Origin of the sequence: Gorillibacterium terrae, from assembly GCF_051594785.1 — a bacterium.
Classification (GTDB): Bacteria; Bacillota; Bacilli; order Paenibacillales; family NBRC-103111; genus Gorillibacterium.
The window spans coordinates 160,641-186,811 of sequence record NZ_JBPPGI010000002.1 but is presented as its reverse complement, the minus strand read 5'-3'; the positions used below and the strand labels follow the sequence as shown (position 1 = coordinate 186,811).

Sequence of the window (26,171 nt, the reverse complement as noted above, 5' to 3'; positions counted from 1 at the left end):
CGAAAAAAAAAGAGCGGGGGAAGTCCGCCGGGAAGGGCGAACGCCCCGCTCGCCCGGGCTCCCCTCGCTTCGATTCAATGGGTGTAAGCCGCCACGTTCGTGGAATCGACGGCGGCATGCAGCGCGGCGTTCAATCCGCTTGCGATGATATTGGCGATATCTTCGATGAATTGATCGATCTCCTTCGGCGTCACCAGAAGGTCCTGTCCGATGGGATCAAGAACTTCTTTAACCAGCTGCAGCCGCTCCGAATCCGTCAGCTTATCCAGCAGGCCGAGGATCTTGTCCGCGCTCTGCGTCTGTTTCCGGAAATGCGCCGCCATGAAGTCGATGCTGTTGTCGACGATGGTGGAAGCGTAAACCACCGTCGGCACGCCGATGGCAATGACCGGCACGCCGAGAATCTCCTTGGTCAGCCCTTTGCGCTTGTTGCCGATGCCCGAACCGGGATGAACCCCCGTATCGGCAATTTGGATCGTCGTGTTCACGCGGTCGAGCGAACGCGAGGCCAGTGCGTCGATGGCAATGATCAGGTCGGGCTTCGTCTTCTCGACGATGCCGGCGACGATCTCGCTGCTCTCGATGCCGGTCGTGCCGAGCACCCCCGGAGCGATCGCGCTCACCTGGCGGTAGCCGTATTCCACCTGGCCCGGCATCAGTTCGAAATAATGGCGCGTCACCAGCACATTCTCCACGACGATGGGACCGAGCGCATCCGCCGTCACGTTCCAGTTGCCTAGCCCGATGATCAGCACCTTGTCGTCGGGATCGATCCCGATCCGTGTCAGGAAGTCGGCGAACTCACCGGCGAAGCGGGTCGCCACCTGATCCTGCAGATCGGTATCTTTTCGCCGGAGGCCGGGAACCTCCATGGTGACATAATGGCCCGGCAGCTTCCCGATCGAGCGGCCCGCTTCCGGCGTCTTGATATCGAGAACCGTAATCTTGATGCCGTCCTCTTCCCGCACATCCTTCTCTACGCCGGGAACGGCGTCTCCGCGCCTGCGCGAAGCGAGCTCGTTGGCTTCCAGGGCAAGGTCCGTGCTGCCCGAGTAAATGGGTTCGTTGTCCATCAGGCGTCCTCCCTTCACTGCTTGCCGTTAGTGTGCGAAACGGGCCGGAACTTCATACCCCGAAGCGGTGACGGCGACAGGACAGCGGCAGGAGGACGGCGGTAAGGGCGGGCTTACCTGCGAGTTAACCGGGGTGGGTGGAACGAGGATAGACGGCGAGTTGGCTGGTGGGCGGAAAGGAGATAGGCTGCGGGTTGGCTGCAAAGGGCGGGCTTCAGGTGTACTGCAGGTTAGAGCGAGACCCAAGGAGGTTTATCGAATGCAAACGTTCTACTCCGGGTCTTGCTTTTTAAAATAGGCCATGATAGAATATGTAAAGTTGTCAGCCATATGGAATGGTATGGTTTTTGAGTAGGAGGTGAACGTGATGCCGAACATTAAATCCGCTATCAAACGCGTAAAGACGAACGATTCCCGCCGTCTGCGCAACGCTTCCCAAAAGTCCGCCCTGCGTACGGCCATCAAGACTTTTGAGAACACCGCCAGCACCGGTAATGTGGAAACCGCCAAGGAAGCTTTGGTACAGGCGACGAAGAAGATCGATAAAGCCGCTACGAAGGGCTTGATCCATAAGAACACCGCCAACCGCAAAAAATCCCGTCTGGCCAAGAAACTGAACGCTCTGAACACGCAGGCGTAAGCTTTCTTCCCCACCGGTCCGGACCGCCCTTTCGAGGGCGGTCCGTTTGCGTTTATATGGAAAAAGCCGGCCGCTAAGCGGCCAGCTTCAGCAGGACCAGCTCCAGCCCCAGCACCTTGTCGGTCTGGCCGCTTTTGATGGCATAATCCAGGTTCGCCAAGTCGGTCAGAACCCGCTTCAACTGCTCCGCGCTGTACGCCCTCCCCTGATCGGCGGCCAGCTTTACCGGATACGGATGCGAGCCGATCAGCGCCGCCGTCTGCTGCTGGGAATACCCCTGGGCATACAAATCCTTCACCTGCAGAATCATCCGGAATTGGCGGGCCATCAGCATCAGCAGCTTGATCGGCTCTTCCTTTTGCTTGAGCAGCTCATGCAATTGGTCCATCGCCTTGTCGAAGCGCCGGGCGACGATGTCCTCCATCAGCAGGAAGACGTTCTGCTCCGCGCTTCGCGCGACCAGGCCTTCCACCGTTTCCAGCCGGATTTCGGCATCCTGGCCGGCGAACACGGCGAGCTTGGTCAGCTCGGCCTCCATCGCCTGAAGCTGTCCACCCGTGTACAGGAGAAAACGGTCCAGCGCGGCCCGCTCCAGGCGAATGCCGTGCCTCGCCGCCCGCCGCTCCGTCCATCCCGGCAGCTCCTCCGCCGAAAGCGGCGTAAACGCCTTCAGCGCCTTCTTCTCCTTCAGCGCCTTGACCAGCTTCTTGCGCTCGTCCAGCTTGTCGGCGTCCACCGTCAGGATCAGCTGCGTATGCGGCGCCGGCGACGCCAGATACGACAACAGCCGTTCGGGCCGGTGCTCCGCCTTCGAGGGGTCTTTGGCCCCCGTCAGGAAGACGGCGTTCGCGGCGATCACCAGCTTGCGTTCGGCCATGAAGGGAATCGTCTCCGCCTCCTCCAGCACGGCGTCGAGCGGCGTCTCCGCCAGGTCGTAGCGGATCAGCGCGAAATCGCGCAGCTCGGGATCGACCCACTTGTCGATCAGCCCTCCAATGAATTCATCCCGCAAGAACCGCTCCGCCCCATAGCAGACGAGCACGGCGTTGTCCGTTGCCATTTGCGCACCTCCGTTGTCTTCTGCCATTATACCACAGCGCCCAGCCGATTCGCTTCTCCTCCCGGGCCGCCAACCCGAGGACAAAGAAACGGCGCCCGCCGTTGGCGGAGCGCCGTCCCTTTATATAAACACCGGAACGGAGGCTCTAGAAACCTCCGCGCCGGCGGTTATACGTGGTTATAGGATATGCCGCATGCTTTTCCTCTATGCGGGCGGATTTCGTTATTTCTTCAACTCCTGTTGGAGCGCGAGATCGATCATGTACTCATACAGATCGCCGTCGCTGCGCTTCACCACGTAGAGGAGCTGATAGCCGCTCGCCCATTCCGTCAGTTGAACTGTATCGCCGTCTTCCCATTGAACCGGCGACTGGAACACCAAAGCACCGGCGCCGTTCCGGATGACGACGCGTTGGTTCTCCACAGCCGCCAAATACTTGTTGCCCGGCGAGGCGAGACGGGACAAGTCGACATTGCTGCCGAGCAAGAGCCCCTGGTCGGGAAGCGAAGAGTCCGGCGACTTGCCCAGGGAGTCGCTGCCCGACATCTCGCCGGGCTGGAAGAAGGTTCCCGACCCGGATGGCACTTCGTCCGGCTGCTTCGCGATCGGCGTAGGCGCCGCCAGGGAGTCCGGAACCGTGAACGAACCGGAGCCGCCGGGGGCCGGCGTGGCCGCAATCGACGAAGTCAGGCTGGAGTCGTCCTCCTTCTGCGGAGGACGGGGAGAAACGGAATCGGCGGCGGCTTGCTTCTGCACAGCGTCCGCGCTGCCCGCCTCTCCCATCTGATCCGTAACGGAGTATTTCTCCGCCGTGCCCGGCGTCACGAGCCGGGATTGGGCATCGGCCGCTCCGAGAGCCGCACCCGCATCGGACGGACTGGCTGCAACCATCGGGGCGGAAGTGGCCTCCTTAAGCCTGAGCCCGTTCTTCTCCGCCTTGATTCCGGCTGTGGCTTGAAGCGCGGAAGCATCATGCGAGGCGCTGTCCGTTCTGCCGCGATCGAGCGACTGGAACAGGAACACGCCCAGAATCAAGGCGGCGGCAGCCGTTCCTCCATATACGAGACGCGGCACATAACGCCTGCGTTCCTTGTGGGGCCGAGATTTTTCTCCTGAGGGAGCGGCGGCGAAGGCCGGACGTTCCGGGACGAGCGCATCCAGCTGCGGAAGGATGGAATCCACGATGCTGAACGGCGGCCGGATATCGGGCAAAGCTTCGAGGCTCTCGGACACCTGCTGCAGGCGTTCGAACCTGGCGGCGCATTCGGGGCAGCGACTGAAATGCGAAACCATGGTCTGCTGCTCCATTTCGCTTAGGTCATGATCCAGATATCTCTGCATGAGTTCCATCACTTCCGAACAACTCATCCCCGAACACCCCCCTTCTGATAATCTTGGAGTAGAACCTGCAGCTGCTGCCGCGCCCGGAACAGATAGGATTTGACCGTATTGATCGGCAAATTGAGGGATTCGGCGATTTCGGCGTAGCTGAAATCCTGCAGATAGCGAAGCACGACCACCGTGCGATGCTGCATCGGCAGCTTGTCGATGGCGGTTACAATATCCTTGGAGGCAAACGTCGCCAGCACTTCGTCTTCGACGAATTGGCCGGACGCAAAGACCATCTCATGCTCCTCGATGGACACCGACGGCTTATTCCGCCGGAAGGTATCGATGCAGATATTGGTAACGATCCGCTGTACCCAGGTCTTGAACTGGGCCCGTTCCTCGTAGGTTCCGATCTTTTGGTAAATGCGAAGGAGGGCCTCCTGCGAGGCATCCATGGCATCCTGTTCGTTGTTCAGGGTATAAAAGGCAGTCTTATAGACATGCGGTTCGATTTCCCGCAAAAGAGTGATGAGTGCATCGCGGTCTCCCGCTTGTGCCGCCTTGATGAGTTCAGGCGATACCACGGAGGTCCCCCTCTCTTGCAACCTCTCTGACGGAGGGTAGGGTCAAAAGGTTGCAGGTTCGTAAAAAAATGTCGATTGGCCGGGAAGCCCTTGTTTTAATTCTCCGTCGGAAGCCAATTCCCTGCCGGAAGCCGTTTTGCGGGCGGGATGCTTTCGTTTTACTCGTTTGCTCCGGCGAGCTTCCGTTCGATCGACAGGGCTTTGCGGCTCACCTTCATCCGGATTTCCCCGTCCTCATCCGTCCGGAAGACGCGGGCTTCCGCTGCGGCAAGCCGAGTCAGCGTATCCGGGGACGGGTGCCCGTAGCTGTTGTTTTTGCCTGCCGAGATGACGGCATACTCCGGCTGCCAGTAAGCCAACCACGCAGCCGTGGTCGAGGTGCGGCTGCCGTGATGTCCCACCTTCAGCACATCGACCGGGCGGCCTCCGGCAAGCTCGGCATAGGCGTTCAGGATGGCGCGCTCCGTCTCTTCTCCGGCGTCGCCGGGAAACAGAAACCGGCGGCCCAGCATGTCCAACGTGAAGACGAGAGACTGTCCGTTCTGATCCGGAGCACGGACCAAATCTCCGGAAGGAGCGGTCGGGTTCAGGAACATGAGCTCGGTCTCCCCGTCCGGCCGGTAGCGGCTGCCGGAAAGCGCCTCCTCGACTGGAATCTGTTTGCCGAGAGCCGTCCGGAACAGCTTCTCTACGCTCTCGCTTTTCTTTAGGGTACCATTAAATAGAATACGATGCACGGTGATTTCCTCGACGACGGCTTGGAGGCCGCCGATATGATCTTCGTCCAGGTGACTGACGATAAGCGTGTCTATCTTTCCGATACCGCGCTTCTTCAGCAGCGGCACCAGCAGCTTCTTCCCCACCTCATAGGGATCGCTCCGCTCCTTCCACTCCTCGCCCGGCTTGCGGAAGCGGACGGTTCCTCCGCCGTCGACCAGCAGGATTCGGTTCCCGGGAGTCCGAATGAGGATGGAATCCCCTTGTCCGACATCGAGGAACGAGACGGTTCCGATGCCGGTCTGCCTGGCATCCGGCGGCGTGCAGCCGGATACGAGCAGGACCGCGAGCAGGCAAGCCGCCGCATTGCGCTGGCGGACGGCCCCGAAACGGGAACCGAGGGGCAGCGGTCCCGGCGGATCGGGCAGCCGGATGCCGGTTCTTCGCAGCTGCCGCGACTCCTTCGCCCGGAGCGCGGCCGAGAGCAGCAAGCCGCCGCATGCGTAATAGAGCGGAATCCACCAGACGGGCGGAGTCGGATAGACGAGCTTCATGCCAGGGACGGCATTCAGCCCTTCCACGAGTCCGAACGTAACCCGGTTCAGGACGACGACAGGCCAAGCCAGCAGCTTCGCCGTTCCGGGATGAACGAGAGCCGCCAGCATGGCCAGGGTGCCTCCGGGAGTGACTACGAAACTGACGACGGAGACGAGTAAAAGGTTTGCGGCGAGCGACAAAAAAGAGATTTGGTTAAAGTAATAGACCGTCAGCGGGAAGGACACCAGTTGGGCCATCAAGGCGACCGAGAGCGCGGCGTTCAGCTTCTTCCGCCGGATGGGCAGCAAGCGCGACAATGGCGTAACGCCGAGCACGAGTCCGGCGGTGACGAGAAAAGACAGCTGAAAGCCGACGTCGAGCACGTAATAGGGATTCCAGACGAGCATCGCGAGCGCAGCGAGGCCGATGAGCCGCAGCGCCTCCTTCGTCCGGCCGCGCAAGGTCGCGAATAACCCCAGCGCAGCCATAAGACCGGCGCGGACAATCGACGGCGCCGCCCCGGTGAGCAGAACGTAGAGGGGCAGGAGCAGCAGAATTAGGATGATCGCGGTCTCTCTGGGCATGCGCAACCGACGGAAGATCCAGAGCAGCGCCCCGATGAACACGGCGACATGCATTCCGGAAATGGCGAGCAGGTGGGTCAAGCCCAGTCCGGAGAACCGGTCGTACTGCTCCGGATCAATGCCATCCGTGATGCCCAGCACGAGACCGTTCATATACCCGCTTTGGTCGTCGGGAAAAGAGCCGGCAAGCTTGGCGGATAGGGTGGAACGCACCCGGTCCAGGGTGCGTTCCAGGGTGACGAGCGAGATCGACGGGGAGGCGGGAAGCCGCTCCACACCGGCAGCTCCCTTCGCGCTTAGCTGGTAATGGATATGCTGCCGCCGAAGATAAGCTCGGTAATCGAAGCCGCCGAAATTCCGCGCCGGCTCCGGCCGCAGCAGCTCGCCGGTCAGGCGCAGGGTGTCTCCTCTTCGCCACCCTGCCGCCGTCCTTTGTTCCTCCAGGCTCTGCAGGCGAACCGTCACCCGCAGCTTCTCGCGGACCTTAAGCGGCGCATCGCCTTCAAGGGTAACCTCCGTGGTCCGCAGGAGCAGGATCGCACGGTCGCCGTCCACTTCGACGGGGTTCAGCACGGCGCCGGTTGCTTCAATCGTGACTCCGTTCAGCTCCTCGGCGTTCGCCGCCGGAAGCTTCGTCCGATTGCGCTCATCGTTTCCGCTGTAGAACAGGCAGGCCGCCGCCCCCACGAGAAGCAAGAGCGCCAACGTCCGCTTCCCCGACAATGGCCGCGCCTGTCTTATCGCAGGCAGCGCCGCCGCCAGGACGGCGAATCCGACCGGGATCATCCACCGGGCCGCCTGAGGCACCGGTCCGAACCCGATGGCGGCGGCGTAGCCCAATACCCAAGCCGCCGTCGCTTGAACGAGCAGGCTCTTCATCTGTTTCCCTCCTCCTGGCGCTTCGTCCGAACGAAAAAAAGAACCCCGCTTAAAATGGTCAGCGGGGTTCTTCCTCCGGTTTGCGCTTTCCCTTGCTGGTATTGCGGATGGTGCTGTATGCGCCTATTCCGTGCTGTACGCGCCTATTCTAGGCTATACGCGCCTAATCCGTGCTGTTTCGTGCTGCTTGGGACTGTCCCTTTTCGGATCTAGTTCACCGTCTCGGAAAGCGTGTTCTCCGGAGGCTCGTAGGCGTCGAGCCGGCGAAACAGGATGCCCCGGGTTTTCATCAATTGCGTCACCTTGTCCGTATCCTTGGGATAAGGGCGGTGGAACACGATCTCCCGTATGCCGCTGTTCGCCAGCATATTGGCGCAAGTCCAGCAGGGCTGGTCGGTCACATAGACGGTCGAGCCTTCCCGGTCGACCCGGTCGGTAAAGAGCAGCAGGTTTTGCTCCGCGTGGATCGTGCGGATGCAGCGCTGTTTTTTGACGACCGTCTCGACGCCGTCCACCGTTTGGACCTCGAACTCCTCGGTCAGCATACAGCCCGCCTCGTTGCAGTCCGGCACTCCCATCGGTGCGCCGTTATAAGCCGAGCCGAGCAGCTTTCGGCCCTGGACCAGCACCGCCCCGACATGTCGCCGGGGGCACTGCGATCGGGTGGAGGCCATGAACGCAATGTCCATAAAATAGGTATCCCAATCTTTCTTTATCGCCATAGGCTCCCCTCCCGGACGAGCTAAGTTGTGCCTATTTTCTCACACCTGCCGATAAAAGGGAAGCCGCGCATTGCTTCATTTCCCGACGGTGATCCGGTCCTTAAACGCTTCGTAGGTTTTCTGGCCGATGCCCTTGACCTCGGTAATCTCGTAGGCGGCGCGGAAGCCGCCGTGCTGCTCGCGGTAAGCGATGATCGCCTTCGCCTTCGCCTCGCCGATGCGCGGCAGCTCCATCAACTCCTCCAGGCCCGCGGTGTTCAGGTCGATGACACCTGTCCGCGCGGCGGCTGAGGCGGGCTCGTCCTTCGCGGCCGCGTTCGGCTTGGCGGCGGAAGCCGCTCTTGCTGGGGCGTCGGAAGCCTTCGGCGCCGTGGAAGCCCCTGAGGCGGCCGCTGCCGAGGCGTCGTCGGCGCGTGTCGGCTCAGCCGAAGCCGACGGCTGTCCGGCCGGGACGACCCGCTCCGGAGCTGCCGCCTGTCCGACCGGCTCTTGTGCACTCGGCACCGCTCCGGCCGCCGCCGTTCCCGAGGAAGCGCCACCCGCCGCCGGAGCCGCCGATTGGGCAGGCAGTGCCGCCGCCAGCGGACCGTTCATCGGGTACAGGCCGCTCGCAAGCTCCGGTTCCGGCGCGGTGGCGCGCCCGGCCCAAAACCCGCCACCGGCAAGGATCAGCGCCGCCAGTCCAACCAGGATTCGCTGCCGGTATTGCAAGATCATCATCCACATGGTCGAAGTTCCTCCTTTTGACCGGGCCGCATAATAAACGAAAAAGCACCGCCCCTTTCCACCCGGAGGATGGAGAAGAGGCGGTGCTTCCGCCCGGAAATCGCTTATGAGTCTCACTATACCGAAAGGAGTTCATTCTGGCAAGTCCTACCATCATCCGGTTCATCGCAAGGGTTCCCTTGCCCCGACGAATACGGCCGATCGCCTGCGCATATAGTGAAGGGAATCGGTATGCATCCTTCCGGGCTCTCGTTCGGAAAAGGAGGGATCCACGTGTTGACAGGCTTTATCGGTACCGGCAGCATGGGAAGCATCCTGATCGAAGCCTTCATTCGGTCGGGTGGCCTGCGTCCGGAAGAGATGGTGGCCGCCAACCGCACTCCCGCCAAGGCCGAGCGGCTCGCCCGGCAGTTTCCGGGATTGCAGGCGGCGGGAAGCGCCGCGGAGGCCGCGGAGGCGAGCGATCTCCTCTTCCTGTGCGTCAAGCCGGGCGACTTTCCGGAGCTGCTGCGGACGATCGCCCCCCATTGCCGGCCGGACCAACTCATCGTCTCCATCACCAGTCCGGTGATGCTGAACCAACTCGAGGATCGCCTGCCCGGCAAAATCGCCAAGGTGATTCCGAGCGTCACGAACTTAGTCCTGAGCGGCGCCGCGCTCTGCATCTACGGCAGCCGCATTGAACCGGAGGACAAGAAGCGGCTGGAATGGCTGCTCGCCTCCATCAGCCGCCCGCTCGAAGTCGCCGAGGATTTCACCCGGATCAGTTCGGATATCTCCAGCTGCGGCCCGGCATTCATGGCCTACCTCCTCGGCCGGCTCGTCGATGCGGCGGTGGAGGTAGCCGGCATCCGCCGGGAGGAAGCGGAGCGCATGGCGGGCGAGATGCTGCTCGGCACCGGCATGCTGCTGACGGCCGGCGGCCTGTGCCCGCAGGATATCATCGCCCGCGTGGCCGTGCCGGGCGGGATCACCGAAGAAGCCCTCAAGCTGCTTGACCGGGAGCTCGGCGGCACCTTCACCCGGCTTATCGGCAGCACCCACGCCAAATTCCGCGAGGATGCCGAGAAGGTCGCGGAGCTTCTGCGCGAAGGGTGAGGCTTGCCTTCGCGAACGCAAACAGGAGGGGACAACAGCCCCCTCCTGTCGGTTCGTGGACATTTACAAGGGACCTGCTAAAACGGTCCCTTTTCCTTTATCCGCGTCGATGTCAAGCGGCTTCGGACAAGCGGACAAGCCCCCATACCTCCACCCCCTGCACCGCTTCCCGGACAATCGCACCACTCACGCCTGCAAGAACGAAGCGGCTCGCTCCTGCCACAGCTTGAAGTAGCGGAGCCGGTTGTCCAAATACCCGTCATTGTACCACGAGCAGCCCGCATTGCGTTCGAGGACATCCGCATGGAGGCCCGCAAGCCACAGGTCGCGGAGCGCCGCGAAGGCCGGAATGGCCTGGATCTCCCGCTCGCTCAGCGGTCGCACCGACTGATAGCCTTCGAGAAAGGCCTTCCAGGGTTCGCTCTCGACATAGCCCTCTTCCCCGAAGGTTTCGTTCCACGCAAAGACGCAGATGTCATAGGCCCGCCAGCCGTATCCCATGCAATCAAAGTCGAAGAGGGTCGGCTCCTCGCCGGAAAAATGCACGTTGCCGCCATGAATATCTCCATGGCAGAAGCCGTAGACGGGTTTTTCGTATCCCAGCTTCCGTTCGATGGCCTGTCCCAATTGTTCGGCCGCCTCCCGGAGAGCCTGATACTCTTCGCTCCGATGCTCGAAATGGGGCTTCATTTTGCGCAAAGGTTCTTCGATGAGTTGATGAAGATCGATGGCCGGGCGGCTGACGGCAGGATTCTGTTCGTCCGCAATCGCATGAAGGCGAGCCAGGTCACTTCCCAGCCTGCAGGCTTGCTTGCCCTTATCCGCCGAAGGAGCCGAAGGCGCCTCTTCGAACAGGACGACCGCCCGCGGTCCCTCCGGAGCCTGAACCTCCCAGACGAACGCGGAATCTTGGCAGGCGATGGGCTTGGCCACCCGAATCCCCTTGTCCGCCAGCAGACGGAGGACGGCCACCTCCTCTTCGACATCCTTTCGCGTAACCCGACCCGTCAGAGATACCCGGCAAAAGAACCGCGCCCCCTCGGCGTTCACCACATAAATATCGTTGATCCCGCTGTCGAACAGGCGGCATTGCATCGGCGCCCCCAGCGCATAGCGATCGGCCAGCTCCTTCTTCAGGGCGTCGGGATGCAGTTGGGAATGGCGGACTTGAATGATGGTATCGTTCATGAGGACCTCCGGAAAAAGATTGATACCGTTCATTGTAAGCCCTTGCGGAGAAGGATGCATGCTACAAAATGACTTAACGAAAGCTTGCTCCAACAAAAAAACAGGGAAGAGTCCCTCGGGTCTCTTCCCTGCTTCCTCATGCGGTTTACTTGACGACAATGTTGACCAGCTTGCCCTTGACTGCAATCACTTTGACGATTGCTTTGCCGGCCGTCAGCTCCTGCACGCGGGGCAGCGCCATGGCCGCCGCCTGCATGTCTTCCTGCGGCAGATCGGCGGCGATCTTGACGCGGTCGGCGATCTTGCCGTTCACCTGAACGACGATCTCGACCTCGTCGTCGACGGTGAGGGCTTCCTGGTACTCCGGCCACGGGACATAGGTGATCGAGCCCGTGTGGCCGAGCCGCTCCCACAGCTCTTCCGCGATGTGCGGAGCGAGCGGGGACAGCAGCTGAACGAAGTTCTCCATCGCGGCGAGCGGCAGCGCCTCCGCTTTGTACGCTTCGTTGACGAAGATCATCAGCTGGCTGATCGCCGTATTGAACCGCAGCGCCTCGTAATCTTCCGTGATCTTCTTGATCGTGCGGTGCCAGACCCGCTTGAAGTCGGCCGAGACGGCTGCATCGTCGGCGGTAAATTTCGGATTCAGGCCGCCGACGTCCGTCACGTACAGCCGCCAGATGCGGGCGAGGAAGCGGTGCGCGCCTTCGACGCCGGTCTCGCTCCACGGCTTGGTCGCTTCCAGCGGACCCATGAACATTTCGTAGATACGAAGCGTATCCGCCCCGTACTTGTTCACGATGTCGTCGGGATTGATGACGTTGCCGCGCGACTTGCTCATCTTCTCGTTGTTGCCGCCCAGGATCATGCCCTGATTGACCAGCTTCTGGAACGGCTCCTTGGTCGTCACATAGCCGAGGTCGTAGAGCACCTTATGCCAAAAGCGGGCGTACAGCAGGTGAAGCACGGCGTGCTCGACGCCGCCGATATAGAGGTCGACGGGCAGCCACTTCTTCTGCAGCTCCGGCGAGCAGAACTCCTTGTCGTTGTGCGGGTCGATGAACCGCAGGTAGTACCAGCAGCTGCCCGCCCATTGCGGCATCGTGTTCGTCTCCCGCCGGGCCTTCAGACCGGTCTCGGGGTCGACGGTGTTGACCCAGTCGGCCACATTCGCGAGCGGCGATTCTCCTGTGCCGGAAGGCTTGACGGAATCGACGTTCGGCAGCATGAGCGGCAGCTCCTCGACCGGAACGGTCTTCATCGTTCCGTCCTCCAGATGCAGGATCGGGATCGGCTCGCCCCAGTACCGCTGGCGGCTGAACAGCCAGTCGCGCAGCCGATAGGTCGTCTTGCCCCGGCCTTTGCCGTTCTCTTCGAGCCAGGCGATCATCTTGGCGATCGCATCCTCGTTGTGCAGACCGTCGAGGAAGCCGGAATTGACATGCTCCCCGTCGCCGGAATAAGCATCCTTGGCCGTGTCGCCGCCCTTCACGACTTCCTTCACCGGGAGGTTGAAGTTCACGGCGAATTCATGGTCGCGCTCGTCGTGTCCGGGCACCGCCATGATCGCGCCGGTGCCGTAGCCGGCCAGCACGTAGTCGGCGATCCAGATCGGCGTGCGTTCGCCGCTCGCCGGGTTGATCGCATAGGCGCCGGTGAAGACGCCGGTCTTCTCCTTGGCGAGGTCGGTGCGCTCCAGGTCGCTCTTGCGGGCCGCGTTCTCGCGGTACAGCTCCACGGATGCCTGCTGCTCGGGCGTGGTAATCGCATCGACGTATTCATGCTCGGGAGCGAGCACGCAGTAGGTGGCGCCGAACAGCGTATCCGGACGCGTGGTGAAGACGGTCAACGTCATTTCGGGATGGCCTTCGACCGCGAACTTCACTTCTGCGCCCTTGGACTTGCCGATCCAGTTGCGCTGCATGTCCTTAATGCTCTCCGACCAGTCCAGTTCTTCGAGGTCCTCCAACAGACGCTCGGCGAACTCGGTGATCCTCAGCACCCACTGACGCATCGGCTTGCGGATGACCGGATGGCCGCCGCGCTCGCTTTTGCCGTCGATGACTTCTTCGTTCGCGAGCACCGTGCCGAGCGCCGGGCACCAGTTCACCGGCACTTCATCGACGTAGGCGAGTCCCTTGTTATAGAGCTGGATGAAGATCCATTGGGTCCATTTGTAGTAATCGGGATCGGTCGTGCTGATCTCGCGGTCCCAGTCGTAGGAAAAGCCGAGCGACTTGATCTGGCGGCGGAAGTTGTCGATGTTCTTCTTCGTGAAATCGCGCGGGTCGTTGCCCGTGTCGATGGCGTACTGCTCGGCAGGCAGGCCGAAGGCGTCCCAGCCCATCGGGTGCAGCACGTTGTAGCCCCTCATCCGCTTATAGCGGGAGACGATATCCGTGGCGGTATAGCCCTCCGGATGGCCGACATGCAGGCCCGCCCCCGACGGATACGGAAACATGTCCAGCGCGTAAAATTTCGGCTTGTCGCCGGTTTCTTCGACCTGGAAGGTCTTGTGCTCCTCCCAGTACTTCTGCCACTTCGGCTCCAGCGTCTGGGCGTGGTAGGCGACGCCCTTCGCGTCCTCGCGAATTCCGCTTTCCTGCGCCTCCGTCTGTCTGTTCTCCTGCGTCATCTGAAATCCTCCTCTGACTCGTTCGAAGCGTAGCAAAAAACCTCCCGCCCCAGCATCAAGCTAGGGACGAGAGGTTGATTTCCCGCGGTACCACCCTAGTTAACCGGATCGTATCCTGCACCCGGCTCACTTTAAGCGCCCTTAACGCGGGCGAAACGGTCGGGCTACGCCGGGATTCGAGCGCCGGTCAGCAGGCCGCGCGGCCCGCCTCGGTGCTTCTCCGGTTCACCTTCCGGCTCTTAGGGGAGTTCATCCGCTGCGCCTGCCGGGTCCCACCCTTCCGGCTCTCTGGGAAAACGCTGCTCGGATTACTGTTCCTAATCACAGCCTTATTGCTGATAGTATAGGAATTCTTGGCGGCCGTGTCAAGATTCCTCCGTTTGCGCGGCTAGTTCTCCCCCGAAGCGTGTCGAAGAATCAGGTTCCGGATCAACGGACTCAGTCCGTCCGGCAGGCGGTGCGCCGGAAAGAAGCCGGCTTCGATCGTCTCCGTTCCGTCCGCCCTCAAGACGCCGCCGGCCTCAAGCGCCGTGTAGGCGATGGTGACGGGACAGAACTCGTCTCCGTTCGGCAGCCGAACCGGGTACTCCCGCCCGGAGAACACCCCGGCAAGCTGATAGTCCGCCGTGAGGATTCCCGTTTCCTCCAGCACTTCCCGGCAGCCCGCCTCCTCGGCCGATTCGCCCGGCTCGATGAAGCCGCCGGGTACGCCCCAGCGGCCGTCCCGCCACTTTTGCAGCAGGTATTCGCCCGCCGTGTTGCGGACCGCTACGGCCGTTCCGGCCAACATCAACAGCTCCGGTCCCACGGCCCGGCGAAGCTTTTGGATGTCATCCATGATCCGTCTCCTCCTTCGCATTCAACCGATTGGGATATCAAAACCGGATATGCTTCAACTGGGTTATCCATCGGCCCATCCGCTTGCGGAGCGGGCCGCGGCTGTCTTCCTCCAGCGCCAGTCCCAGCGCCGATGCGATCTTCTCCGCCGTCTCCGCCACACCGAGCCCGTCCGTCTCGATATGCCGGGCAAACAGCTCGCCGGCGAGCGCCTCCACACACCGGTCGATCTGGCGGTACGGCCAGGATGACGGTCCGTCGCCGCGCTTTTTCAGCCGCTTTTGCAGTGTCTCTTTCGAGGCCAGCAGGGTGAAAGGGTGCACCTCGACGCCCGCTTTGCGCAATCGTCCCACCGTTTCCCAATAGTAGAGCGGTTCGGTGACAGTCATCGGCACGAGAATGGGCCCGGCGTGAGCTTTATCCAGATAGGCCAGGGTGGAGTACGTCAGCTCCCGCCACATCGGATAATCTTGAAAATCCTCCAGCGCCGCCGACGCCGGAATCACCTTTCGCAAATGATAGCCCGCCTTCTCCGGATCGTAGACGATGGAGCCGGGCAGCCTCCGCCGAAGCTCGAAGGCCGTCTGCGTCTTGCCCGAGCCGAAGGCTCCGTTCAGCCAGATCACCATGCCGTTCCCCTCCTTGTGAAAGCCCGATTGCAGGTCGGACGAATGCAGCGGTGCAGCAGCCGCCGGTCGACGATCCCTCTTGTATGCTTCCTCTCTTTATTGTAGCCTGTAAAATAAGAAAAAAAAGTGCAAGTTCCTGAAACGAAATTTCATATTTTAGTCGATCGAGGAAATTATTATCGATGGAGGAAAGCGAGGATTCCCGACCATGAAGCTGCGCAAGCATTACCTGACTCTGCGGAGCCGGTTTCCGGAGGTGAAGGAAAACATTCCGCTGGAGACCGTCACGGCCGAGCTGGCGGACCTGCTCGAATGCACGCCGCGAACGATGATCACGCTGCTCGGCCGGATGCAGCAGGAAGGCTGGATTCGCTGGACGGCGAGACGCGGACGGGCCAACCGCTCGGAGCTCGTCTTCCTGGCGCCGGTAGAGCGCGTGGCCCTGGAGGAAGCCGAGGAGCTTGCCGGCCGCAAGGAGCTTCCCGCCGCGATCGATCTGCTCCGTTCCGTGGCAGGCCTTTCCGAGGCGAACGCCCGGGAGTGGATCATGGGCCACTTCGGCGTGCGCACGGTCCGGGTCGGACAGCGCCGGTCCGATGTGCTGAGGTTTCCCCTGCCGCAGCCGATCGGCACGCTGGACCCGGCCCGGACGCTCTATGCCGGCGAGTCGCATCTCGTCCGACAGCTGTTTGACGGCCTGCTCCGCACCGATGGGCAAGGCCGCGTGTTCCCCCATGCCGCCCATGCCTGGGAAGCCGATGCGGGCCGAACCGGCTGGACCTTCCACCTGCGCAAGGGAATTCGCTTCCATCACGGGCGCGAGCTGACCTCGGACGACGTCCGCTATACGCTGGAGAGGCTGCGGGCCTTGGCCCCGCACGGCTTGTTCAACTGGGTGTATCAAGGGATCGAGGCCGTTGAAGCCCCGGACGAATATACCGTCCTGGTGCGGCTCGCGGAACCGAACGAGCTGTTTCCCGCCTTCCTCGCGAGCAGCCGGGCTTCGCTGGTTCCCCGCGATCTGGGCGAACAACTCGGGGAGGCTTTCGGGCAGAGGCCCGTCGGCTCCGGGCCCTACCGGTTCTCCCAGCGAACCGGCGAGGTCTGGATATTGGAGGCATTCGCCGACTATTTCCAGGGCCGGGGCTTCCTCGACCGGATCGAGGTCTGGACGGCATCCGAGCCGCAGGCTCCCACCGGGACCGCCCCGCTTCCGTTCCAGCTCATGCACAATGTCCGGCTCCCCGAGCGCCAGGCACAGAGCTGGCAGGAGGTCCGCCAGTCCGGCATGACCTGCAAATTCCTCACCGTTCCCCACAAACCGGGCGGGGCTTTGGCGGAACGGTCCGCCCGGGAAGCCTTCGACCGGTGTCTGAACCGCAGGCTGCTCCTGGAGCGGCTGTCCGGCGATGTAGCCGACGGCATCGACAGCTTCTGGCCGGTTCGCACGCGGGGAGGAGACGGGGAGGCTCTCGCAAGGTGGGAACGGGCTGAACCGGAGCGTGCGACCGATGTCCTTTCCCCGCCTGATCCGGTAGTCCGCTGTGCGGGGCTTCCCCCGCTGCGGCTCATCACCATCCCCGAATACGCCGGGGACGCGGAGCTGGTCCGCGAGGTCTGCGCCGCCGCAGGCATTACGATTGAAATCGGGCTGCTCGCTGCAGAGGAGTTCAACAGCGAGAAGCGGCTGGCGGCGGATCTGCTGCTCTTCGCCGTCACCCTCGACGAGCAGCGGGAGCTTAGGCTGATCGATCTGTTTGCAAGCATCTGCCAGCATGCTGATGCCGAGCTTGCCCGCGAGCTCGCTTCGCTCATGGCCGATATCCGCAGGGAGGCCGATCCCGATACGCGCATCGACCTCTTCCTGGAGGCCGAAGAGCTGCTCGATCGCAGCCGCAGCCTGCTGTTCCTCTACCGAAAAAGCCTCAAAACCGCCTTCCACCCGTCCGTGCGCGGCGTTTCCCTGGAATCCCTTGGATGGGTCCGGTTCCGCGACATCTGGTTTACGGAAAACAGCGGTTTTGAGGCCTAAGGCAACAGGTTGCCAATTCGTGAAACGCAAAGGTGCTATGGTTCTAATCCGGTCAAATGCAAGACGCTCGGTCCGTCTTTTACTCGGCCGGGACCGCTTGGGCAGCCGGTTTGGCGCCGGCGGCAAGCCGGGGCAGGGTCAGCAGGAAGAGGATGAACGCAACCAGAATAAAGCCGGCCAGAGCGAGGTAGATGGCCTGCAGCGAGATGACCTTCGGGTACAGCAGGCATATGAGTCCGAGCGTGATCGACTGGCCCAGCATAAGCACCGGATCGTTCCAGGCGCTGACCCGCCCCATCATCGCCGGCTCCACGATCTTCGGAATCCAACCGCCGATGGCCACATTGAGCGGCGCGATGATCAAGCCGAGCGTCAGGACGAGGCTGAGATAGACCCAGGGGTTGCCGACAAAAGCCAGCACGACCACAAACCCGGCGGTCAGAAACAGCGCGGCGATAATGACCGTATGCGGCTTCAGCTTGTTGACGAGCATGGGCGCAAGCGAGCTGCCGAGCAGGATGCCGATCCCGAGGAAGATGGCGAACAGCGAGGAAAAGGTTTTGTAATCGGCTGCGGCCAGCTTATAGCGCATCGTGAACATCGGCAGCACGGCAAAGCCGCCGTTCAGGAAGCCGAACAGGAAGAATCCGCCGATCAGCGCGAGCAAGAGCCGATTGCGGAACACGTACGCCAGCCCTTCGCGGAAGTCTCCAATTACGCTGGCCAGGTTAAGGCCGCGCAAGGAAGACGCCCCGCCGGGCTGCCGAATCTCGGCCGGGAAGGGACAGCGCCGCAGCAGCAAGGCCGAGGCGAGAAAGCCGACCGCATCGACGCCGGCCGCTCCGTAAATGCCGACGGTCGAATAGGCGACCGCCCCCATGCCCAGCCCGAACATCGTGAACACCCCGAACAGCATCTGGTTCAGGCCGGAGGCCGCCACGTAGTGATCCTCGTCCAGGATGCCCTGGAGCAAAGCCGTCTCCGCAGGAGCGTAGAATTTGGCCACGGCGCTGCGCAGGAACAGGACGGCGAACACCAGCGGCAGGTAATCCAGGAGGAGGCAGCCGATCAGCAGGCCGGTCAGCCCGAGCCGAATCCAGCTGCTGTTCACCGCGATCCGCCGGCGGTCGAACCGGTCGGCGAACACGCCGACGAGGAAGAACACGAACAGCGTGGGCAGCGAGTACATCAATTCGGCGGCGGACGCATAGGCGGGTTGGCTGGCAAACCGGTCCAGCAAATAAAAGGCGAACGCCATGTTGCCAATGGTCGTTCCGAGCTGGGAAGCGAACGATGCGGCGAACAAGCGAACGAACAGGCGGTTCTTAAACAGTTCCTTCATGGGCAGGTCCCCCTTCTTCGTCCCGGACTTGCAACAGCCGCCGCAGCACAAGCGCAAAGCCCGCCGCCTGCTCCTCGACTTTAAGCGTCTGCGCTCCGACGATCAAGCTGTCGAGGTGGACGCCTTCGTTGATGCTGACGAACATGCGGGCGATGGTCTCGGTGGGCAACAGCGGAGCGAATTCCCCGCGCTCCGTTCCTTTTTGCAGGAACGCCTGGACGAAGGCGACAACCCGCTCATAGCGCTCCGCTTGAACCCTTCTCTTCTCTTCGTTCCGGGAGTTCTCCAGGTAATATTCCAGAAGCGCCACCGTAAACGAATCTTCATCCTGGGCAACCCCCATGTGGGCCAAAAACTGCTCGATCGCTTGCCAAGCCGGCCCCCCTGCCGCTATGGCCCCGGCAAAATAGGCTTCATCCCGGGCGTCGATCTCATCGAGGATGGCGAGCAGCATCTCCTCTGTGCTGCCAAAATACAGGTAGACTCCGCCGCGGCTGAGGCCGCTCTCCTCGACGACATCCTTCATGGTTGCCGCTTTATACCCCAGCCGTTCGAACACCCGCCGGGCCGCCGCGAGAATCTGCCGTCGTTTTTCATCCCGCTGCTCCGGCGATCGTTTAGGCGACATTCGTTAACCCTCCCAAAAAAATAATGACACGCGTGTCATTATAATAAACGACACGCGTGTCATTGTAAAGCAGAATTTTCCAAAGCTTGGTCTTTTCCCGGCGGCGACCGCCCGTCCAACCGCACCTTTTCTCCAAGTCGATCCCGGCCGATGGCTACCCGTCCCAGCCAAAGCTGGAGAACCGCACGCCTCGGCTGTGATTCGTCAGCGCCTGCCGGATGTAAGGAATGACATTCTCCGGCAGAGCGTCCCGGCGGACCCAGCGCAGCTCGTCGCATTTTTCCGGCTCGCGGTTGCGGATTTCGCCTTGCCAGCGGGAGCAGCTTAGGAAGTAGTCGATCCGCTCCTCCTCCGACAGGCGGTGCATGACCTGGATGATCTCCAGGTCCCCTTCGTCGATCTCAATCCCGGCTTCCTCGCGGGCTTCGCGGATCATCGCCGCCTTCACCTGTTCCCCGCCGTCCAGATGCCCGGCGACGACGCTGTAGTTGCCGTCTTCGTATCCGGTCCGGTACCTCCTGAGGAGCAGCACCTCGTCTCCCCGTTCCAAAAACAAATGGACCGCGCAGGGCATCCGATACCGCTCGCGCCGTCCCATTCCCGTTTGCTCCATGGGGTTCCTCCCCTTTTGTGCATCGCTTGCCCTTGGGTCTTCCATCCTGCCGAACTTTACGTGACTGGCTTGCCGAACTCTTCATGCCAATCGCGGTCTCGTCTTCTCTTCGCCGACCGTTTGTCCCCGCGCTTCGGCTACTCCTTAACCGCGACGAAAAACGCCCGCTCCGTCTCGGGTCCCGGCGGGTTCCAGGTGAAGTCGCCGTAGGCATCCGCCTTGGCAAAGCCGGCCGCGAAGAGCTCCTGCCGCAGCCAATCGAGGGAATACCCGCGCTGCTCATGGCGCTCCTCGATGCGGAGATACCGGTCCGTCGCTTCCTCCCGGGCGAAGATCGTCAGGTCGTGGGCGATGACCTTCGTCTCCTCCTCCAGCTCGCAGTACCAGATGTACGCGACATCCTCCTCATTCAACACGAAGGGCTGCTCCTCCGCATAAGTGCGGTAGCGGTGGATCGTGTTGACGTCGAAGACGAACAGGCCGCCGGGCCGCAGACCCCGCCAAGCCGCCCGGAAAGCGGCGGCCACATCCGCCGCTTCGGTCAGGTAATTGAAACAGTCGCACAGCGAGATCACCGCATCTGCGGGATCGGACAGCACCCAATCCCGCATGTCCCCGTTCAGCCAGGCGATATCCTTAAGCCGCAGCTCCTCGCCTTTGCGGCGGGCTACCGCCAACATATCGGCCGACCGGTCGATCCCGGTCACACGGTAGCCGCGTCCGGCAAGCGGCAAGGCGATTGCCCCCGTCCCGCAGCCGAGATCGACCACGCGGGAGGGGCGAACCCGGTACAGCCGCCAGCATTCCTCGACGAAGGCCAGCCACTCCTCGTAAGGCATGTCTTCCATCAGCCGGTCGTAGACCGACGCAAACCGTCCGTATGCCACGTCCGTTCCCCCGTCCCTTACTCTCCCGCTTGCTCGCCGAGGTTTTTGCCGGCCTCGGTGAGCTGCGTCCAATTCTCCCGCTGCTCGATGAGCCCGTCCTTCATCAGCTTGCCGAGCGCCCGCTTAAAGGCTCCCTTGCTGATGCCGAACTTGGCAAGGATGATATCCGCCGGCGTATCGTCCGAATAGGGCATCGCCCCGCCTGGGCGCGTCTTCAGGAAGTCCAGCACGCGCGCGGAGTCTTCCTCGCGGCCCTTCTCTTTCGATTCGCGCATGGTCACGTTCGCCCGTCCGTCCTCGCGGATAAACACCGGGCGCACCTTGACCGCCTCGCCGACGCGGAGCATCCGGCTCCGCTCGCTGGCGTGAATCATCCCGATTGCGCCGAAGCCGGCCACGCCGCCGTCGATCACGACGAAGGTTCCCAGCTGCAGCGGCTTGTAGACGCGGGCGTCGAACCACTTGTTCAGCCAAGCGGTCGGGGCGGGGATGGCGAGCGGCACGAGCTCCTTCTCCCCGGCCAGCTTCGCCACCAGCCTGCCCTGCCGGTCATGCTCCAGCGTTACCCATACCCGGTCGCCTTTGATCGGCCGCAGCTCCTTCAGCTCCGGCTGCTCCGAGAACGGCAGCAGCAGATTCCGTCCGAGCCCCATGTCGAGAAAGGTGCCGATGCGCGGATGAATGTCCACGACGGTAAGCAGCGCCACCTCGTTCAGATGAATGAGCGGCTCCTTCATCGTGGCCGCCAGCCGGTCCTCCGTATCGTAATACAAAAAGACCCGCACCGACTCTCCCGGCTTGACGTCGCGGGTCTTCTCCGTATAATGCAAAAGAACCTCGCGGGTTCCGTCGGTGACGAAATACCCGAAAGGCGGCACTTCCTTGGCAATTCGCAGCGTGAGCGTCTGTCCCGCTTCCATGGTCATACGCGTTCGACCGCTCTGGCGTCGGACCAGAGCTTCTCCAGCCGGTAATACTCGCGCTCGTCGCGGTGAAACACATGCGCCACCACGTCGCCGAGATCGACCAGCACCCAGCGGGCCTTGTCCATACCCTCGATGCCGCGCACCCGGGTTCCGGCTTCTTCGGCCTTTTTGCGGATTTCGGTGGCGATGGCCTGCACCTGTGTCTCCGAATTCCCGTGGCAGATGACAAAATAATCGGCGATGATGGATACTCCCCGAAGATCCAAGGCGATCAGATCATTGGCTTTCTTGCTGTCGGCCGCCTCCCAGACGAGGTCAAGCAAACGTTGTTCGTTCATCGGTTGTTCCTCCTGTCCCTCTCTCGAATCTCGTCGATCAGGGCATTTCTCGATAACAGGGTGAGCGGATAAATCTTCTCCCCTTTGGTCAACAGATAGCGCATGGTGGAATCGTAACCGGCGACAAGGGCTTTCTCCACGCTGGTCTCCGCCAGCTTGCGGATGGCGGCTACCTCGGGATAGTCGCGGCCGGGTTCCATGTAATCGGCCAGGCAGACCACCTTTTCCAGCATGGTCATGCCGACGCGGCCCGAGGTATGGTACCGGATGGCATCCAGTACTTCCTCGTCGTCGATGCCAAACTCCTTGCTGACGACATAAGCCCCCACGGGAGCGTGCCAGAGCGGCTTATCGTACTGAAGCAGCTCATTGGGCAGATCGCTCTCCAGAATGACCAGCCGCTGGCGCTCCGTCGGCCAATACTTGCAATAATCGTGGAGGAGGCCGGCGAGCTCCGCTTTGTCCGGATCGGCGCCGAATTTCCGCGCCAGCTCCCGCGCGGACTGCATGACGCCGAGCGTATGCTGCCAGCGCTTGGCCGGCAGTTCGCGGCGCACCGCTTCCATCAATTCCTCACGTTTCATACAGTCGGTTCACCTCCATATAATCGAGCACCGAAGCGCTGACCAAATAACGGACGGACAATCCCGCCCGCCGCCGCTCGCGGATTTCCGTGGAGGAAATCTCCATCAGCGGCATCGGCACGATGGTGACCCGCTCGCGCAGCGACGGCTCCAGTTCCTCCAGGCGAAGGATGAAGCCTGGACGCGCCACGCCGACGAAGCGCACGAGAGCTGCGAGCTCGCGGATTCGGTACCATTTCGGCAGATACATGACCATGTCGGCGCCGACGATGTACGAGAACTCGGCCTCGGGGAACTCGCGGACGAGTCCGGCAACCGTGTCGTACGTATACGAGGTGCCGCCCCGTTCCAGCTCATACTCGGATACCCGAAAATTCGGATTGTCCGCCGTCGCCCGCCTCACCATCTCAAGACGCTCGTGCGCCGAAGCACGGGGCGCATGCGGCTTGTGCGGCGGCACGCTCGCCGGCATGAACCAGACCTCGTCGAGGCCTGCGGCTTCCGCAGCGCGCTCGGCCGCAAGCAGATGACCGAGATGAACCGGGTCGAAGGTGCCTCCCATGAGTCCGACCTTCATGCGCATCCCTCCCGCTTTACGGCAGTTCGATCGTCTTATGCTCGCGGGATTCCTTATAGAGCACGATGGTCTTGCCGATCACCTGGACCAGCTCCGCTTCCGCGCCGCCGGCCAGCTCTTCGGCTACCTCGCGGGCATCGTCGGAGTTGTTGTTCAGAATCGAAACCTTGATCAGCTCCCGCACCTCCAAAGCTTCCTGGATGTGGCGGATCAGATGCTCGTTCACGCCGCCCTTGCCGACCTGAAAAATCGGGGTCAGGTGATGGGCCATCGAACGCAAATGGCGTTTTTGTTTACCGGTTAACATAATTTTACCCTCTATTCTTGTGGTTTAACAGAAACGCTCTCGTCCAGCGCCGTCTCGGCTTCCTGCCGCATCGCTTCGACCGGAGCCTCAAGCCCCGTCCACAGCTCGAAGGCGTACGCGCCCTGATGGACGAACATGCCCAGGCCGCCGTGGACGGCGCAGCCCCGCTCTTCCGCCTGCTCGAGCAGCAAGGTTCGCCGCGGGTTATAGACGATATCGCTGACGATGGCGTCATTCGGCAGCAGCTCGGCCGAAAGCGGAGTCTCGCCCACGTAAGGATGCATGCCCGCCTTCGTCGTATTGACGATCAGACTCGCGCCTTCCAGAACGCGGGGCGCATCCTCCATACCGAAGCCGCGCACCCGCGCGCCGGACACGCCGGATAATGATGCGGCGAGCTCGACCGCCCTTGCGGCGGTGCGATTGAGGATGATGATCTCCGCCGCGCCCCCCTGGGCAAGCGCCCAGACGATCCCGCGGGCAGCGCCGCCTGCGCCGAGAACGGCGATCCGGCGGCCGGCCGCCTCAAAGCCCGTCTCCTCCCGAAGCGAGCGGACATAGCCGATTCCATCCGTATTATAACCGGTGAGCCGCCCTCCGTCATTGACGATCGTATTCACCGCGCCGATGGAACGGGCGCTCTCGTCGATCGCGTCGAGATGCGCCATCACGTCCACCTTGTGCGGGATCGTCACGTTGACGCCGCGCAAGCCCAGCGCGCGGATGCCCTGCACCGCTTCCGCCAGCGCCGACGGCTTGACGTGAAAGGCGGTATAGACCGCCGGCAAGCCCGTCTCGGCGAAAGCCCGGTTGAGCATTCTCGGCGATTGCGAATGCGCCACCGGGTCGCCGAACACCCCGTACAGCACCGTGCGCGAGTCGACCCGGCGCAACCCCTTGCCCATCTGGCGATTCCTCCGTTTCGCTTAAGCTACAGCAGCGCCGGACGCACCGCGACCTTGACGCCCTTCGGCGCCCAGACGACCAGCTCCGCGCCCGACTCTCCGCCGACCGCGATCCAGCCGAGGCCGGAGATCAGCACGTCCGTCTTCCCGCCGCGCGGTATGCGGATCGGATGCTTGACGAGCGGAGGCAGCTCCTCCAGATGCTCCAGCGCCGGAGGCGCGAGCAATTCGCCTTTATGCTCCGCATACAGCTCATCCGCCCGCTCCAGCTTGGTCCGGTGGAGCTTCAGCGCCTCGGAGACGTAACAGGTAAACGACTGGCGTGCGCCGCGGACGAAGTCCATCCGGGCGAGCGCCCCGAAGAACAGCGTCTGTTCCTCGTTCAATTGATAGATCATCGGCTTCAGCACGGAATTCGGCAGAATCGTCGGCAGCTCCCGCTTGTTCACCAGCTCGGTCAGCCGGTGACGGTAGACGATTCCCGGCGTATCGATGATCGCCTTGCCGTCGTCCAGCGGAATCCGGACGAGATCGAGCGTCGTTCCGGGGTAAGGCGAGGTGGTCAGCTCGGCCTCCAGGTCGCTGTAATCGCGAATGAGCCGGTTGATCAGCGTCGATTTGCCCACATTGGTGGCGCCGACGACATAGACGTCGCGGCCCTTGCGGTATTGATCCATTCGGGTGAGGAGCTGGTCGAAGCCGATGTTCTTCTTGGCGCTGACCAGCGCGATGTCCACCGTCTTCAGCCCGAATTCCTTGGCTTGCTTTTGCACCCAGTTGAGAATGCGGTTGGAATTGACCGCTTTGGGCAGCAGGTCGGTCTTGTTGACGACGAGCAGCACCGGGTTGTTGCCGATAAACCGCTGCAGCCCGGCGATCAGGCTCCCCTCAAAATCGAACAGGTCGACGATATGCACGACGAGGCTGTTCGTTCCCGCAATGCCGCCGAGAATCTTCAGGAAGTCATCCTGGTTGAGCGTCGCCCCGGACAGATCATTGTAATGCTTGATGCGAAAACAGCGCTGACAGATGACCGGGTCCTTGTCCAGCGATTTTGCCGGGACATAACCGAGCCGGGACGCGTCTTCCGTCTGCAGCTTAATGCCGCAGCCCGCGCACCTCGTACGGTCCGACGTTTCCGCTACGCGACCTTGCTCCCGCTCCTGCGGTTCTTTCGAAGTCATGGTTCGTTCCTCCCGGAGAATGCCTGCTAACAGGTTCTCCTCAAGCGTTTTTGTGAATGCGTCGGACCAGCTTCTCGATCTGCCGGTTCACGCGGGTAAAGAAGCCCTCTTCGGCCAGGGCGATCGGCTGCACGAGTACGGTATACAGTCCAAGCCGGTTGCCGCCCAGCACATCGGTCAGCAGCTGGTCGCCGAGCACAACGACTTGCTCCGGCTCCAGATTAAGTATCGCCAACGCCCGATGAAAAGCGGCATTGCGCGGCTTGCGCGCGGCGTATACAAAGGGAATGCCGAGCGGAGCGGCGAATTTGCTCACCCGGGCCTCCCCGTTATTGGAGAGAACGACGACTTTAAAGCCGAGCCGGGTCAGCTCATCCAGCCATTTGATGAGCTCCGGCGTGGCAAGCGGCGTCTTCGCGCTCACCAGCGTATTGTCCAAATCGGTAATGATCCCCCGTATCCCTCGCTCCCAAAGCTCGGTCAAGACCAGCTCATAGACGGTCGCAATCTGCTGCCGGGGCACCAGTTTGTTCAGCAATCCGTTCACCTCTGCCGTTTCATAGTACACCAAACTATACCATACAAGTCCATTTTAGCGCAAAATCAACTT

General features: G+C 62.0%; 26 protein-coding genes. 3 read left to right on the top strand and 23 right to left on the bottom strand.

Annotated elements, in window-relative coordinates; genetic code table 11:
• Positions 1–74: 74 nt before the first annotated feature.
• Positions 75–1,073 (bottom strand): GPR endopeptidase, encoded by a 999-nt coding sequence (gpr, locus tag ACSEXS_RS10990; RefSeq protein ID WP_438433276.1) that lies wholly within the window; start codon positions 1,071–1,073, stop codon positions 75–77.
• 367 nt (positions 1,074–1,440) lie between these two features.
• Between gpr and rpsT the strand changes: the two genes are divergently transcribed.
• Positions 1,441–1,713, top strand: coding sequence for a 30S ribosomal protein S20 (gene rpsT, locus ACSEXS_RS10985; protein WP_438433275.1), 273 nt, complete (start codon positions 1,441–1,443; stop codon positions 1,711–1,713).
• A gap of 73 nt (positions 1,714–1,786) precedes the next feature.
• Here rpsT and holA read toward each other — a convergent pair whose 3' ends face one another.
• The 6 genes from holA to ACSEXS_RS10955 all read right to left on the bottom strand — a co-directional run bounded on the left by holA (position 1,787) and on the right by ACSEXS_RS10955 (position 8,851).
• Positions 1,787–2,773: a DNA polymerase III subunit delta gene (gene holA / locus ACSEXS_RS10980; RefSeq protein ID WP_438433274.1), complete on the bottom strand. Its 987-nt coding sequence runs from the start codon at positions 2,771–2,773 to the stop codon at positions 1,787–1,789.
• A gap of 222 nt (positions 2,774–2,995) precedes the next feature.
• Complete coding sequence (locus tag ACSEXS_RS10975) at positions 2,996–4,141, bottom strand: anti-sigma factor family protein (protein ID WP_438433273.1); 1,146 nt, start codon at positions 4,139–4,141, stop codon at positions 2,996–2,998.
• A complete protein-coding gene (locus ACSEXS_RS10970; RefSeq protein WP_438433272.1) occupies positions 4,138–4,686 on the bottom strand; it encodes an RNA polymerase sigma factor in 549 nt (182 codons plus the stop codon). The genes ACSEXS_RS10975 and ACSEXS_RS10970 overlap by 4 nt, the downstream gene beginning before the upstream one ends.
• A gap of 158 nt (positions 4,687–4,844) precedes the next feature.
• On the bottom strand, positions 4,845–7,403 hold the full coding sequence (locus ACSEXS_RS10965; protein WP_438433271.1) for a ComEC/Rec2 family competence protein: 2,559 nt from the start codon (positions 7,401–7,403) through the stop codon (positions 4,845–4,847).
• A gap of 209 nt (positions 7,404–7,612) precedes the next feature.
• A complete protein-coding gene (locus ACSEXS_RS10960; protein WP_438433270.1) occupies positions 7,613–8,125 on the bottom strand; it encodes a deoxycytidylate deaminase in 513 nt (170 codons plus the stop codon).
• A 75-nt stretch (positions 8,126–8,200) separates the two neighbouring features.
• Positions 8,201–8,851: a ComEA family DNA-binding protein gene (locus tag ACSEXS_RS10955; RefSeq protein WP_438433269.1), complete on the bottom strand. Its 651-nt coding sequence runs from the start codon at positions 8,849–8,851 to the stop codon at positions 8,201–8,203.
• Positions 8,852–9,124: 273 nt separating this feature from the next.
• Between ACSEXS_RS10955 and comER the strand changes: the two genes are divergently transcribed.
• Positions 9,125–9,949, top strand: a complete 825-nt coding sequence (comER, locus tag ACSEXS_RS10950) for a late competence protein ComER (protein ID WP_438433268.1) — start codon at positions 9,125–9,127, stop codon at positions 9,947–9,949.
• A gap of 186 nt (positions 9,950–10,135) precedes the next feature.
• On the opposite strand, the gene ACSEXS_RS10945 is transcribed toward comER, so the two are convergent.
• The 4 genes from ACSEXS_RS10945 to ACSEXS_RS10930 form a co-directional block, all read right to left on the bottom strand.
• On the bottom strand, positions 10,136–11,137 hold the full coding sequence (locus ACSEXS_RS10945) for a phosphotransferase enzyme family protein (protein WP_438433267.1): 1,002 nt from the start codon (positions 11,135–11,137) through the stop codon (positions 10,136–10,138).
• Between the two features lie 145 nt (positions 11,138–11,282).
• Positions 11,283–13,772: a leucine--tRNA ligase gene (gene leuS / locus ACSEXS_RS10940; RefSeq protein ID WP_438433266.1), complete on the bottom strand. Its 2,490-nt coding sequence runs from the start codon at positions 13,770–13,772 to the stop codon at positions 11,283–11,285.
• A 388-nt stretch (positions 13,773–14,160) separates the two neighbouring features.
• Complete coding sequence (locus ACSEXS_RS10935; RefSeq protein WP_438433265.1) at positions 14,161–14,610, bottom strand: NUDIX hydrolase; 450 nt, start codon at positions 14,608–14,610, stop codon at positions 14,161–14,163.
• 37 nt (positions 14,611–14,647) lie between these two features.
• On the bottom strand, positions 14,648–15,238 hold the full coding sequence (locus ACSEXS_RS10930; protein ID WP_438433264.1) for an AAA family ATPase: 591 nt from the start codon (positions 15,236–15,238) through the stop codon (positions 14,648–14,650).
• 208 nt (positions 15,239–15,446) lie between these two features.
• Between ACSEXS_RS10930 and ACSEXS_RS10925 the strand changes: the two genes are divergently transcribed.
• On the top strand, positions 15,447–17,270 hold the full coding sequence (locus ACSEXS_RS10925) for an ABC transporter substrate-binding protein (protein ID WP_438433263.1): 1,824 nt from the start codon (positions 15,447–15,449) through the stop codon (positions 17,268–17,270).
• A gap of 79 nt (positions 17,271–17,349) precedes the next feature.
• Here the strand turns inward: ACSEXS_RS10925 and ACSEXS_RS10920 are convergent, their stop codons facing one another.
• The 12 genes from ACSEXS_RS10920 to ACSEXS_RS10865 all read right to left on the bottom strand — a co-directional run bounded on the left by ACSEXS_RS10920 (position 17,350) and on the right by ACSEXS_RS10865 (position 26,099).
• Complete coding sequence (locus ACSEXS_RS10920; RefSeq protein WP_438433262.1) at positions 17,350–18,612, bottom strand: MFS transporter; 1,263 nt, start codon at positions 18,610–18,612, stop codon at positions 17,350–17,352.
• A complete protein-coding gene (locus ACSEXS_RS10915; RefSeq protein WP_438433261.1) occupies positions 18,596–19,240 on the bottom strand; it encodes a TetR/AcrR family transcriptional regulator in 645 nt (214 codons plus the stop codon). The genes ACSEXS_RS10920 and ACSEXS_RS10915 overlap by 17 nt, the downstream gene beginning before the upstream one ends.
• Before the next feature lie 154 nt (positions 19,241–19,394).
• Positions 19,395–19,853: an NUDIX hydrolase gene (locus tag ACSEXS_RS10910; protein WP_438433260.1), complete on the bottom strand. Its 459-nt coding sequence runs from the start codon at positions 19,851–19,853 to the stop codon at positions 19,395–19,397.
• Positions 19,854–19,990: 137 nt separating this feature from the next.
• Entirely contained in the window at positions 19,991–20,740 is a 750-nt protein-coding gene (locus ACSEXS_RS10905; protein WP_438433259.1) for a class I SAM-dependent DNA methyltransferase, read from the bottom strand.
• 17 nt (positions 20,741–20,757) lie between these two features.
• Positions 20,758–21,666, bottom strand: a complete 909-nt coding sequence (locus ACSEXS_RS10900) for a CvfB family protein (protein WP_438433258.1) — start codon at positions 21,664–21,666, stop codon at positions 20,758–20,760.
• Positions 21,663–22,004 (bottom strand): ribosome silencing factor, encoded by a 342-nt coding sequence (gene rsfS / locus ACSEXS_RS10895; protein ID WP_438433257.1) that lies wholly within the window; start codon positions 22,002–22,004, stop codon positions 21,663–21,665. Before rsfS ends, ACSEXS_RS10900 begins: the two co-directional genes overlap by 4 nt.
• A complete protein-coding gene (yqeK, locus tag ACSEXS_RS10890) occupies positions 22,001–22,588 on the bottom strand; it encodes a bis(5'-nucleosyl)-tetraphosphatase (symmetrical) YqeK (protein ID WP_438433256.1) in 588 nt (195 codons plus the stop codon). The genes rsfS and yqeK overlap by 4 nt, the downstream gene beginning before the upstream one ends.
• Entirely contained in the window at positions 22,578–23,165 is a 588-nt protein-coding gene (locus tag ACSEXS_RS10885) for a nicotinate-nucleotide adenylyltransferase (RefSeq protein ID WP_438433255.1), read from the bottom strand. The genes yqeK and ACSEXS_RS10885 overlap by 11 nt, the downstream gene beginning before the upstream one ends.
• Before the next feature lie 16 nt (positions 23,166–23,181).
• A complete protein-coding gene (gene yhbY, locus ACSEXS_RS10880; protein WP_438433254.1) occupies positions 23,182–23,472 on the bottom strand; it encodes a ribosome assembly RNA-binding protein YhbY in 291 nt (96 codons plus the stop codon).
• A gap of 11 nt (positions 23,473–23,483) precedes the next feature.
• Positions 23,484–24,377 carry a shikimate dehydrogenase gene (locus ACSEXS_RS10875; protein ID WP_438433253.1) on the bottom strand — a complete coding sequence of 298 codons (894 nt, stop codon included), beginning with the start codon at positions 24,375–24,377 and terminating at the stop codon, positions 23,484–23,486.
• Between the two features lie 26 nt (positions 24,378–24,403).
• Positions 24,404–25,561, bottom strand: coding sequence for a ribosome biogenesis GTPase YqeH (gene yqeH, locus ACSEXS_RS10870; protein WP_438433252.1), 1,158 nt, complete (start codon positions 25,559–25,561; stop codon positions 24,404–24,406).
• A 40-nt stretch (positions 25,562–25,601) separates the two neighbouring features.
• Entirely contained in the window at positions 25,602–26,099 is a 498-nt protein-coding gene (locus tag ACSEXS_RS10865; protein WP_438433251.1) for a YqeG family HAD IIIA-type phosphatase, read from the bottom strand.
• Between the last annotated feature and the right edge of the window lie 72 nt (positions 26,100–26,171).

What these genes read in the sequence shown, in the direction of transcription:
- ACSEXS_RS10965 (WP_438433271.1), bottom strand. Translation starts at nt 7,403, where the DNA reads ATGAAGAGCCTGCTCGTTCAAGCGACGGCGGCTTGGGTATTGGGCTAC.
- yqeK (WP_438433256.1), bottom strand. Translation starts at nt 22,588, where the DNA reads ATGAAACGTGAGGAATTGATGGAAGCGGTGCGCCGCGAACTGCCGGCC.
- ACSEXS_RS10960 (WP_438433270.1), bottom strand. Translation starts at nt 8,125, where the DNA reads ATGGCGATAAAGAAAGATTGGGATACCTATTTTATGGACATTGCGTTC.
- ACSEXS_RS10930 (WP_438433264.1), bottom strand. Translation starts at nt 15,238, where the DNA reads ATGGTGATCTGGCTGAACGGAGCCTTCGGCTCGGGCAAGACGCAGACG.
- ACSEXS_RS10915 (WP_438433261.1), bottom strand. Translation starts at nt 19,240, where the DNA reads ATGTCGCCTAAACGATCGCCGGAGCAGCGGGATGAAAAACGACGGCAG.
- ACSEXS_RS10900 (WP_438433258.1), bottom strand. Translation starts at nt 21,666, where the DNA reads ATGACCATGGAAGCGGGACAGACGCTCACGCTGCGAATTGCCAAGGAA.
- ACSEXS_RS10910 (WP_438433260.1), bottom strand. Translation starts at nt 19,853, where the DNA reads ATGGAGCAAACGGGAATGGGACGGCGCGAGCGGTATCGGATGCCCTGC.
- ACSEXS_RS10885 (WP_438433255.1), bottom strand. Translation starts at nt 23,165, where the DNA reads ATGAAGGTCGGACTCATGGGAGGCACCTTCGACCCGGTTCATCTCGGT.
- yhbY (WP_438433254.1), bottom strand. Translation starts at nt 23,472, where the DNA reads ATGTTAACCGGTAAACAAAAACGCCATTTGCGTTCGATGGCCCATCAC.
- rpsT (WP_438433275.1), top strand. Translation starts at nt 1,441, where the DNA reads ATGCCGAACATTAAATCCGCTATCAAACGCGTAAAGACGAACGATTCC.
- yqeH (WP_438433252.1), bottom strand. Translation starts at nt 25,561, where the DNA reads ATGACTTCGAAAGAACCGCAGGAGCGGGAGCAAGGTCGCGTAGCGGAA.
- ACSEXS_RS10920 (WP_438433262.1), bottom strand. Translation starts at nt 18,612, where the DNA reads ATGAAGGAACTGTTTAAGAACCGCCTGTTCGTTCGCTTGTTCGCCGCA.
- ACSEXS_RS10935 (WP_438433265.1), bottom strand. Translation starts at nt 14,610, where the DNA reads ATGGATGACATCCAAAAGCTTCGCCGGGCCGTGGGACCGGAGCTGTTG.
- ACSEXS_RS10955 (WP_438433269.1), bottom strand. Translation starts at nt 8,851, where the DNA reads ATGTGGATGATGATCTTGCAATACCGGCAGCGAATCCTGGTTGGACTG.
- gpr (WP_438433276.1), bottom strand. Translation starts at nt 1,073, where the DNA reads ATGGACAACGAACCCATTTACTCGGGCAGCACGGACCTTGCCCTGGAA.
- ACSEXS_RS10945 (WP_438433267.1), bottom strand. Translation starts at nt 11,137, where the DNA reads ATGAACGATACCATCATTCAAGTCCGCCATTCCCAACTGCATCCCGAC.
- ACSEXS_RS10925 (WP_438433263.1), top strand. Translation starts at nt 15,447, where the DNA reads ATGAAGCTGCGCAAGCATTACCTGACTCTGCGGAGCCGGTTTCCGGAG.
- leuS (WP_438433266.1), bottom strand. Translation starts at nt 13,772, where the DNA reads ATGACGCAGGAGAACAGACAGACGGAGGCGCAGGAAAGCGGAATTCGC.
- holA (WP_438433274.1), bottom strand. Translation starts at nt 2,773, where the DNA reads ATGGCAACGGACAACGCCGTGCTCGTCTGCTATGGGGCGGAGCGGTTC.
- ACSEXS_RS10875 (WP_438433253.1), bottom strand. Translation starts at nt 24,377, where the DNA reads ATGGGCAAGGGGTTGCGCCGGGTCGACTCGCGCACGGTGCTGTACGGG.
- ACSEXS_RS10975 (WP_438433273.1), bottom strand. Translation starts at nt 4,141, where the DNA reads ATGAGTTGTTCGGAAGTGATGGAACTCATGCAGAGATATCTGGATCAT.
- rsfS (WP_438433257.1), bottom strand. Translation starts at nt 22,004, where the DNA reads ATGAACGAACAACGTTTGCTTGACCTCGTCTGGGAGGCGGCCGACAGC.